Annotated in this window: 1 protein-coding gene; it reads right to left on the reverse strand. The window is 61.1% G+C overall.

All coding sequences use genetic code 11. The features are described 5' to 3' along the window. Positions 1-933, reverse strand: a 933-nt coding sequence (locus tag ACIPUD_RS39810) for a hypothetical protein (RefSeq protein ID WP_446482997.1), incomplete at its 3' end; no start/stop codon positions are given. Positions 934-942: the final 9 nt, after the last annotated feature.

Consider the following 942-nt stretch of genomic DNA (forward strand, 5'->3'; position numbering starts at 1 on the left):
ACCCGTGGCGAGCAGGTACAGGGGCGATATGTTCAAACCGGGCCCTTCGATGACCAGATAGGAGAACAATCCCGCGGTCGACGCGATGAAGCCGAGCCAAGCAAGCTTCGGAAAGCGAAATCCACGTTCACCGCGCCAAAGATCAAGCACGAGGTAGTACACGAGAAGGCTGTTGCAGAGTGCCGCCGGCAGCAGGCCCAGGACGATTCCGTTTTCGAACGCGAGATAGGATAACACGCCGTCGACCTGAGCAATCACCGCGAAGGGCACATAGCGCGGATTGAGGCAGGCCAGCGCGATCGACGCAAGCTCGAACGCGTAGAAGTACCGCTCGTGCATCTTCGGGAGCAGATACGGCATGAGCATGAGCGATACACAGGCGGCGAGCAGAATAAACTCCGGCCCCGCCCGTCGAGAGCGCGCGATGAAGATCGACAAGGCGAGCCCGCTCGCGGCCGCGAGCACCATGCCGACGGCGACTCCGATCGCGTACGGCAGTCCGCCAGCCAGCACCCAGATGTTCGCTGCGTTCATGGTGAGGCGATTGAAGGTGTGAGCTTGGTCCAGATAGACCGCGAACACGGAGGCCAAAGATCTACCGGCGACCAGAACCGGAATGGCGAGAACCACATAGATCCCGGGAACGGTGGCGAGCCATGCCGGGTGGATCCTGCGGCGCAGAATCATGCCGAGCACGAAGGGTCCCAGGAACACGCCCTGAGCCTTCACCGAAAATGCCATCGCAAATGACGCAACGCCATTTCGGTCCCGCATGAACAGCGCGATGGAAACCAGCGTGAAGTACGTCCAGATCGAATCACTCTCCGCCCACACCGCGCCGTTGAAGATCACCGTCGGTGCAAGCCAGACAGCGCAGAAGGCCAGGGAAGCTCGCAACGGCAGCTTTGTCGCTCGCCAGACGATCTGGGCCACAGTGATCGC

Source organism: Bradyrhizobium sp. CAR08 (genome assembly GCF_052871955.1).